Source organism: Streptomyces sp. NPDC058307 (assembly GCF_042880295.1).
GTDB lineage: Bacteria > Actinomycetota > Actinomycetes > Streptomycetales > Streptomycetaceae > Streptomyces.
The window spans coordinates 1-9,140 of sequence record NZ_JBHVYZ010000124.1 but is presented as its reverse complement, the minus strand read 5'-3'; the positions used below and the strand labels follow the sequence as shown (position 1 = coordinate 9,140).

The following is a 9,140-nucleotide window of genomic DNA, read 5'->3' as shown; positions in this document are numbered from 1 at the left end:
GCCACTCCCTCCTCGCGATGCGGCTGGTCAGCCGTATCCGCACCGTTCTGGGCGTCGAACTCCCGCTGCAGACCGTGTACATCACCCCGACACCTGCCGCGCTCGCCGAGCAGGTCGACAGCCAAGCACCCGCCAGGCCCTCGTTGCGGCCGATGCGCAGGGAGTCCTGATGGCCTCGTCTTCTGCTGCTTCTGCTGCTTCTGCCGCGCAGCAGCGGCTGTGGTCCTTACGACTGTCGGGCGCGGTGGACCCCGGTGTGCTGGATGAGGCGCTGCGGGATGTGCTGGGCAGGCACGTCGATCTGGGTGAGCACTCCTGGGTGTTGCAGGCCGAGCAGGTGGGCGAGGACGAGCTGGCCGGTGCGATCGGGCGGGCGTCTGGATACGCCTTCGATCTGACCTCCGAGGCGCCCGTGCGGGCCTGGCTCTTCACAACCGGGCTCAAGGAGCACGTGCTGATCCTGGTGGTGCATCACACCGTCTGGGACGGCTGGCCGACGGGCCTCCTGGCGCAGGAGGTCCCGGCCGAGTACGGAGCCCGATGCACGGGCCCGGGCTGGACCACTCTGCCGCTGGACCATGGGCTGTGGGAGCGACAGCTGCCGGGCCACCCAACCGACTCCGCGCACATCGGGCTACCGGGAGGCCGACACGAGACAAGGGTGGATGCCGCGCCGGTTTCGGTGGCGGGGTTGTTCGAGGCGCAGGTGGCGCGGACCCCGGATGCGGTCGCGGTGGTGTGTGGGGATGAGGAGGTGTCGTATGCGCAGCTCGACGGCCGGGCGAATCGGTTGGCGCATTTCCTGATCGGGCGGGGTGTGCGGGCGGAGTCGGTGGTGGGGCTGTGTCTGCCGCGCGGGGTGGAGATGGTCGTGGCGATGCTGGGGGTGTGGAAGGCGGGGGCGGCGTATCTGCCGGTCGATCCGGAGTATCCGGCGGAGCGGGTTGCGTTCATGGTGGCGGACAGCCGGGCGGCGGTGCTGGTGGGGACGGAACAGCTGCCGGTGGGGCGGCCGGCGACGGTCGAGAAGGACGCGCCGGCGCTGGTCGAGGTGGACGCGCCGGCGACGCGTGCAGCGCTGGCCGTGTTGCCTCAGACGCCGCCGGCGGTCCCGGTGGCGCCGGAGCAACTGGCGTACGTCATCTACACATCGGGTTCGACGGGCCGGCCCAAGGGCGTGGCTGTGACCCACCGCGGACTGGCCAACTACGTGGCCTGGGCCGTAGGCGCGTACGACATGGAGTCCGGGGGCGGCGGGGCGCCCCTGCACTCCTCACTGGCCTTCGACCTGACGGTGACGAGTGTGCTGGTGCCGCTCGTCTCGGGATCCGCGGTGGCGGTCAGCCCGGGCGGAGGTGCCGAAGGGCTGGCGGCCCTGATCCGTCGGCATGGGGATTTCGGGCTGGCCAAGGTGGTTCCGGGGCACTTGCCCCTGCTGGACGAGATGCTCTCGGACGGACAGGCGGCAGCGGCGGCCCGCCGACTGATCGTGGGCGGCGAGGCGTTGGCGGGATCCGTGGTGAGCGGCTGGCTGCGCCGTGCGCCGGATTGCGTGGTGGTCAACGAGTACGGGCCGACGGAGACCGTGGTCGGATGCTCCGTGTTCGAGGTCAGAGCCGGTGATCCGATGGACGACGCGGTGCCGATCGGGCGGCCGGTCGCCAACACCCGCCTCTACGTACTCGACGAGCGGCTGCGTCCGGTCCTGCCAGGGGCCCATGGCGAGCTGTACATAGCCGGGGCGCAGTTGGCACGCGGGTACGTGGGCCGCGCCGGCCTGTCCGCCGAACGCTTTGTCTCGTGCCCCTTCGAGGCGGGGCAGCGCATGTACCGATCCGGGGACCGGGTGCGTATGCGGGCCGACGGACAGCTGGTGTTCGCGGGGCGGGCGGACGAGCAGGTGAAGATCCGGGGGTTCCGGGTCGAGCCGGGTGAGGTGCAGACGGTCGTCGCCGCGCACCCCGCCGTACGCCAGGCGGCCGTGATCGCCCGCGAGGACACCCCCGGCGACCGGCGCCTGGTCGCCTACGTCGTACCCGAAGCCGCGGAGGCCGACGGATCCGCGCAACTGGGCGGCCTGGTCCGGCAGTTCACAGAGCAACGGCTGCCCGAGCACATGGTCCCCACGTCGGTGATCGTGCTCGACGCACTGCCGCTGACCGTCAACGGCAAGCTCGACCGCGAGGCGCTGCCCCCTCCCGACCATACGAAGACCGCTGGGACGGGAAGGCCGCCCTCCGATGAGCGGGAGGAATTCCTCTGCACCGCGTTCGCGCAGGTCCTCGGCCTGGCGAACGTGGGAGTCGACGACAACTTCTTCGAACTCGGCGGGAACTCCCTGCTCGCCCATCGGGTCACCAATCGGGTGCGCAGGAAGTTCGGCGTGGAGATGCCGGTCAAGGCGCTGTTCGAGGCGCCCACGGTCGCGCGGCTCGCCCGGCAGGTCGCCCATCAGAAGTCCGCCCGCAGGCCCGCCCTTCGACCGATGCGCAAGCAGGAGGAGTCCCGATGATTCCGTTGTCGTACGCCCAGCAGCGACTGTGGTTCACCACCCAGCTCGAGGGCCCGCACGCGATGTACAACCTTCCGCTGGCGCTGCGGCTGTCAGGGGACGTCGACCGGGCGGCACTGGCGGCGGCGCTGCGGGACGTGCTGGGCCGGCACGAGGTGCTGCGTACGGTCATCGGCGTGCAGGACGGCGAGCCGTACCAGCGGATCCTCGAACTCGCCCAGCTGAACTGGCAGTTGGAAGTCGTCGAGGTCGCCGAGCAGGAGCTGGCCGCGGCGGTCGGGAAGGCGTCCGGCTGCACCTTCGATCTTGCGGCCGAGATACCGGTCAAGGCCTGGCTGTTCACGGCCGGTACGGACGAGAACGTTCTGGTACTGGTCGTGCATCACATCGCAAGTGACGGCTGGTCGACGGCACCGCTCGCGCGGGACATCTCCGTCGCCTATGCGGCCCGCCGGGAGGGACGGGAGCCGGACTGGCAGCCGCTGCCCGTGCAGTACGCCGACTACGCGCTGTGGCAGCGGGAGATGCTCGGCGACGAGCAGGACCCGAACAGCGTCATGTCGCGCCAGGTCGCCTACTGGCGTGAGGCGCTGGCCGGCGCACCGGAGGAGCTGGAACTCCCCGTCGACCGCGCGTACCCCGCGGTCGCGAGCCATCGCGGGCACCGTGTGCCCCTGCAGCTGCCCGCCGACGTGCACAGGCGGCTCCTGGAACTGGCACGGGCGCACGACGTGACGCCGTTCGTCGTGCTGCAGGCCGGTCTGGCGGTACTGCTGTCCCGCCTGGGAGCGGGCAGCGACATTCCCGTCGGGGTCGCGGTGGCGGGGCGTACGGACGAGGCGCTGGACGACCTGATCGGCTTCTTCGTCAACACCCTCGTGATACGCACCGACCTCTCCGGGAACCCCACCTTCGGACAGGTCCTCGAGCGGGTGCACAAGTCGAGCCTGGCCGCCTTCGCGCATCAGGACGTGCCGTTCGAGCGGCTGGTGGAGGAGCTGGCCCCCACGCGTTCGCTGGCCCGGCACCCGCTGTTCCAGGTCATGCTGACCGTGCAGAACAACGCCCGGGCGGCACTCGACCTGCCCGGTGCGCAGGTCAGGGGCATGTCGGGGAGCGCAGCCGACGGGCCGGCGGATGCGAAGTTCGATCTCGACCTGATGATGGGTGAGGTCTTCGACGCCCAGGGCCGCCCCGCCGGGGTGCGCGGCGAGCTGACCGGGTCGGCGGACCTGTTCGACCGGGCCTCCGTGGAGCGGATCGGCGGCCGGCTGGTGCGCGTACTGGAGACGCTGTGCTCCGGGCCGGATGTCCGGCTGAACGAAGTGGATGTGTTCGAACCGGGAGAGCGCCGGAAGGTACTGGCGGAGTGGAACGACACTGCGACCGGAGACGCGGGGACGACGCTGCCCGGCCTCTTCGAGACCCGGGCGATCCGCACCCCGGACGCGACAGCACTCACCGACGGCGGGACCGAGCTCTCGTACGCGGACCTCGACGCACGGGCGAACCGGCTGGCGCATCTGCTGCGCCGGTCGGGGGTGGGACCGGAGTGTGTGGTCGCGGTGCTCATGGAGCGTTCCGTCGACCTGGTGGTGGCGCTGCTGGGGGTGCTCAAGGCCGGAGGGGCCTTCCTGCCCGTCGATCCCGGCTATCCCGCCGACCGGATCGCCTTCATGCTCAAGGACTCGGAGGCCGTCTGCGCGGTGACCGTCTCCAGGCCGGCCGACGTACTGCCCGAGGGCGTGTCCTCGGTGGTGCTGGACGACCCGGGGGTGGTGGCTGCGCTCGCGCAGGAGGCAGTGACCTCTCCCGGGGTGGCGCTGCGTCCCGAGCATGTGGCGTACGTGATGTACACCTCGGGGTCGACGGGCCGGCCTAAGGGTGTGGCGGCCACCCACGGCGACGTGACGGGACTCGTCTCGGACCGGTGCTGGGCCCTGTCCCCCGAGTCCCGGGTGCTCTTTCACGCGCCGCACGTGTTCGATGCCTCGACCTATGAGATCTGGGGACCGCTGTGCGCGGGTGCCCGTGTGGTCGTGGCTCCGGAACGGGAGATGGACGCGGCAGGGCTGCGAGGGCTGATCGCCGCCTTCGGGCTGACGCATGTCCATGTGACCGCCGGGCTGCTGCGGGTGCTGGCCCAGGAGGACCCCGGGTGCTTCGACGGCGTGCAGGAGGTCCTGACGGGCGGGGATCTCGTGCCGGCTGCGTCGGTGCGGCAGGTGCTGCAGGCATGCCATGGTGTGACGGTACGTCACCTGTACGGTCCGACGGAGGTGACGCTCTGCGCGACCCAGCTGGAGACCCGACAGGTCACCACGGATGTGCTGCCGATCGGGCGGCCGTTGGACAACACGCGGGTGTTCGTTCTGGACGATGCCCTCTCCCCGGTGCCGGTGGGTGTGGTGGGGGAGTTGTACATCGCGGGTGCGGGGTTGGCGCGGGGTTATGTGGGGCGGGCGGGGCTGTCGGCGGAGCGGTTTGTGGCGTGTCCGTTTGCCGACGGTGAGCGGATGTACCGGACCGGGGACCGCGTGCGGTGGGGTGGCGACGGCCGGTTGGTGTTCGCGGGGCGTGCGGATGAGCAGGTGAAGATCCGGGGGTTCCGGATCGAGCCCGGCGAGGTGGAGGCGGTGGTGGCCTCGCACCCGGGGGTCGAGCAGGCGCTGGTGGTGGCTCGGGAGGATGTGCCGGGGGACAGGCGGCTGGTGGCGTATGTGGTGGTGGACGGCGCCAGGCCGGGCGGCGAAGTGGCCGGTTCGGTACGCGGGTTGGTAAGCACACGGCTGCCGGAGTACATGGTGCCGTCGGCGGTGGTGGTGCTGGATGCCTTGCCGTTGACGGCGAACGGGAAGGTGGATCGGCGGGCGCTGCCGGTGCCGGAGTACGGCGGGGGTGGGGTGGTGGGCCGGGGGCCGGCCACGGTGCGGGAGGAGCTGCTGTGCGGGGCGTTCGCGCAGGTGTTGGGGCTGGAGGGTGTCGGGGGAGACGAGGACTTCTTCCAGCTGGGCGGTCATTCGCTGTTGGCGGTGCGGTTGGTGAGCCGTATTCGCGCGGTGTTGGGAGTGGAGGTACCGCTGCGGCTGTTGTTCGAGGCGTCGACGCCGGCGGGCTTGGCGGGGCGGTTGACGGAGGCGGGTGGGGCGCGGTCGGCGTTGGTGGTGCGGGAGCGGCCGCGGCGGGTGCCGTTGTCGTATGCGCAGCAACGGCTGTGGTTCATCGGGCAGTTGGAGGGGCCCAGTGCGGTCTACAACCTGCCGGTGGCGTTGCGGTTGTCGGGAGACGTTGATCCTGTTGCGTTGAATGCGGCGCTGCATGATGTGCTGCATCGGCACGAGGTGCTGCGTACGGTGATCGGGGTGGCGGACGGCGAGCCGTACCAACAGATCATCGAGGTCAAAGACTTGGTGTGGGACCTCCAGGTGGTCGAGGTCGCAGAGGACGAGCTGCAGGCCGCGGTGACGGCGGCGTCCGGGCATGCCTTTGATCTCGCTGACGAAGTGCCCGTCAAGGCATGGCTGTTCACCGCCGGTCCCGAGGCGCACGTGCTGGTTCTGGTCGTGCATCACGTGGCGGGGGACGGCTGGTCGATGGGTCCCCTGGCCCGGGATGTCTCGGCCGCGTACGCCGCGCGTCGGGAGGGTCGTGAGCCGCACTGGTCGGCGTTGCCGGTGCAGTACGCGGACTATGCGTTGTGGCAGCGGGAGTTGCTGGGGGATGCGGGCGATCCTGCGAGTGTCATGGCGCAGCAGGTGGCGTATTGGCGGGCGGCGTTGGACGGGGCGCCGGAGGAGCTGGCATTGCCGTTCGACCGGCCGCGTCCTGCCATGGCCAGTCATCGGGGGGTGGGGGTGCCGCTGGAGGTGCCGGCCGAGTTGCATCAGCGGCTGGCGGAGGTGGCCCGTGAGCGCGGGGTGACGCTGTCGATGCTGTTGCAGGCGGCGTTGGCGGTGCTGCTGTCGCGGCTCGGAGCGGGCAGTGACATCCCGATCGGCGGGGCGGTGGCGGGGCGCACCGATGAGGCGATGGACGAGCTGGTCGGCTTCTTCGTGAACACCGTCGTGGTCCGCGCAGACCTGTCGGGCGATCCGACGTTCGGGCAGCTGCTGGCGCGGGTGCGGGAGACGAGCGTGGCCGCGCTCTCGCATCAGGACGTGCCGTTCGAGCGACTGGTGGAGGAACTGGCACCGGCCCGATCACTGGCCCGCCACCCCCTCTTCCAGGTCATGCTGACCCTTCAGAACACCGACCGCGCCACCCTCGACCTCCCCGGAGCCCACACCCGCAGTCACGCCAACGAGGCCACGAGCGGTGCGACGGTGGCCAGGTTCGACCTGGACCTGACGGTGGACGAACAGTTCGACGACCAAGGTCGTCCGGGAGGGCTCCGCGGCGCACTGATCGGTGCGGCGGACCTCTTCGACGCCGAGTCGGTGGAGCACATCGCCAAGCGCTGGACGCGCGTCCTCGAGACACTTGCCGCCCACCCGGACCTGCCCGTCAGCGGGTTCGACATACTGGACGACGACGAGCGTCACCGAGCGCTGGTGGAGTGGAACGACACGGCGGCGGCGCTCCCGGGCGACTCCGTTCCGCAGCTGATCGCCGCCCACGCCGTTCGCACTCCCGAGGCGACGGCCGTGATCTGCGACGGGACCGAGCTCTCGTACGGGATGTTGGTCGCGCAGGCGAATCGCCTGGCCCTTCTGCTGCGACAGTCCGGAGTGGGCCCGGAGTCCGTCGTGGCTTTGAGCCTTCCACGCGGCGTGGACATGGTGACGGCGATCGTCGGCGTATGGATGGCCGGTGGCGCGTACGTGCCGGTGGATCCCGGTCTGCCGGCCGAGCGGGTCGCCTTCATGCTCGCGGACGCGGGCGCGGTGTGCGCCGTGACGACGGCGGGATCCGACTCGCTTCCGGCCGACCTGCCGGTCGTTGCCCTGGACGATCCGGCGTCGGCCGCGCAGCCTGCGAGCCCCCTGCCGGTGGTGGAGGCCGCCGGGCAGCTGGCGTACGTCATCTACACCTCGGGGTCGACAGGCCGCCCGAAGGGAGTTGCCGTAAGCCACCGTTCCCTGGCCAATGGCGCAGCGGCGTTCCGGCCGGTCTTCGGGGCGGGCCCGGGCGTTGGAGTACTGCAGTTCGCTTCGTTCAGCTTCGACGCCTCGGTGCTGGACGTGGCCGTGGCCCTGTCCGCCGGGGCGCGGCTCGTGGTGGCAGGTGCGGCGGAGCGCGCCGAACCGACGCTGCTGCGCGAGCTGGTCGAGTCGGCCGACGTACAGGTGGCGAGCGTGGTGCCCTCGCTGCTGGGCGTACTGACCCCGGCAGACCTGGCCGGCATACGCACCCTGGTGGTGGGCGCCGAGGCGATCAGCGCACAGGCGGCGGGGATCTGGGCGGCCGGGCGCCGACTGGTGAACACCTACGGGCCGACGGAAGCCACCGTCATGGTCGCGGCCGGTCAGGTGGAACCGGAAAAGGAGGGGCCGGTTCCGTTCGGTGCTCCGGTTGCCAACACACGGCTGTACGTCCTCGATGATGCGCTCAGCCCGGTGCCGGTCGGTGTGGTGGGCGAGTTGTACATCGCTGGTGCGGGGCTGGCGCGCGGGTATGCGGGGCGGGCCGGGGTGACGGCGGAGCGGTTTGTGGCGTGCCCGTTCGCCGACGGTGAGCGGATGTATCGCACCGGGGACCGGGTGCGGTGGACGGCTGATGGGCAGCTGGTGTTCGCGGGGCGGGCGGACGCGCAGGTGAAGATCCGGGGGTTCCGGATCGAGCCGGGCGAGGTGCAGGCCGCTGTCGCGGCGTATCCGGCGCTTGCGCAGGCGGCGGTGGTGGTGCGTGAGGACAGCCCGGGCGACAAACGCCTGGTCGCCTACGTCGTACCCGAGGAAGGGAAGGTAGAGGAGGGCCTGTCGCCGCTGGTGCGGGAGTTCGTGGGCGAGCTACTGCCCGAGTACATGGTGCCGTCGGCGGTGGTGGTGCTGGACGCCCTCCCGCTGACCACCAACGGAAAGCTGGACCGCAAAGCCCTCCCGGCACCGGCGTACGCCGCCGGAGTGGGCCGGGAACCGTCAACACCCCGTGAAAGCCTGCTGTGCACGGCGTTCGCCGAAGTCCTGGGCCTGGACAGCGTCGGCGTCGACGACGACTTCTTCGCGCTCGGCGGGCACTCCCTGCTCGCCGTACGCCTGGTGGAGCTGCTGCGTGGGCGCGGTGTGTCCCTGCCCGTGCGGGCTCTTTTCGAGACGCCTACGGTGGCGGGGCTGGCGGCTGTGGCCGGTGCCGAGCGGGTGGTGGTGCCGGAGAACCGTATCCCCGTGGGTACGGAGGTGATCACTCCGGAGATGCTGCCGCTGGTGGACCTGGATGGCGACGAGATCGAGACGGTCGTCGCAGCGGTCGAGGGCGGGGCGGGCAATGTCGCGGACGTCTATCCGCTGGCGCCGCTTCAGGAGGGCATCCTCTTCCACCATCTGATGGCGGGGACGGGCGGCGATGACGCCTATGTCATGCCGGCGGTTCTGGAGCTGGACTCGCGTGCCCGGGTGGGCGGGTTTGCCGCTGCGCTGCAGCAGGTGGTGGACCGGCATGACATCTACCGCACGGCGGTGGTGTGGGAGGG

General features: G+C 70.9%; 3 protein-coding genes. All 3 read left to right on the top strand.

All coding sequences use genetic code 11. The features are described 5' to 3' along the window. On the top strand, positions 1–170 hold a 170-nt coding region (locus ACFVYN_RS40615), incomplete at its 5' end, for a phosphopantetheine-binding protein (protein ID WP_390007803.1). Next, positions 170–2,512 carry an amino acid adenylation domain-containing protein gene (locus ACFVYN_RS40610; RefSeq protein ID WP_390007801.1) on the top strand — a complete coding sequence of 781 codons (2,343 nt, stop codon included), beginning with the start codon at positions 170–172 and terminating at the stop codon, positions 2,510–2,512. The genes ACFVYN_RS40615 and ACFVYN_RS40610, both read left to right, overlap by 1 nt. After that, positions 2,509–9,140, top strand: a 6,632-nt coding sequence (locus tag ACFVYN_RS40605; protein ID WP_390007799.1) for an amino acid adenylation domain-containing protein, incomplete at its 3' end; no start/stop codon positions are given. The genes ACFVYN_RS40610 and ACFVYN_RS40605, both read left to right, overlap by 4 nt.

Coding starts and splice junctions, on each gene's coding strand:
- ACFVYN_RS40610 (WP_390007801.1), top strand. CDS start 170: ATGGCCTCGTCTTCTGCTGCTTCTGCTGCTTCTGCCGCGCAGCAGCGG.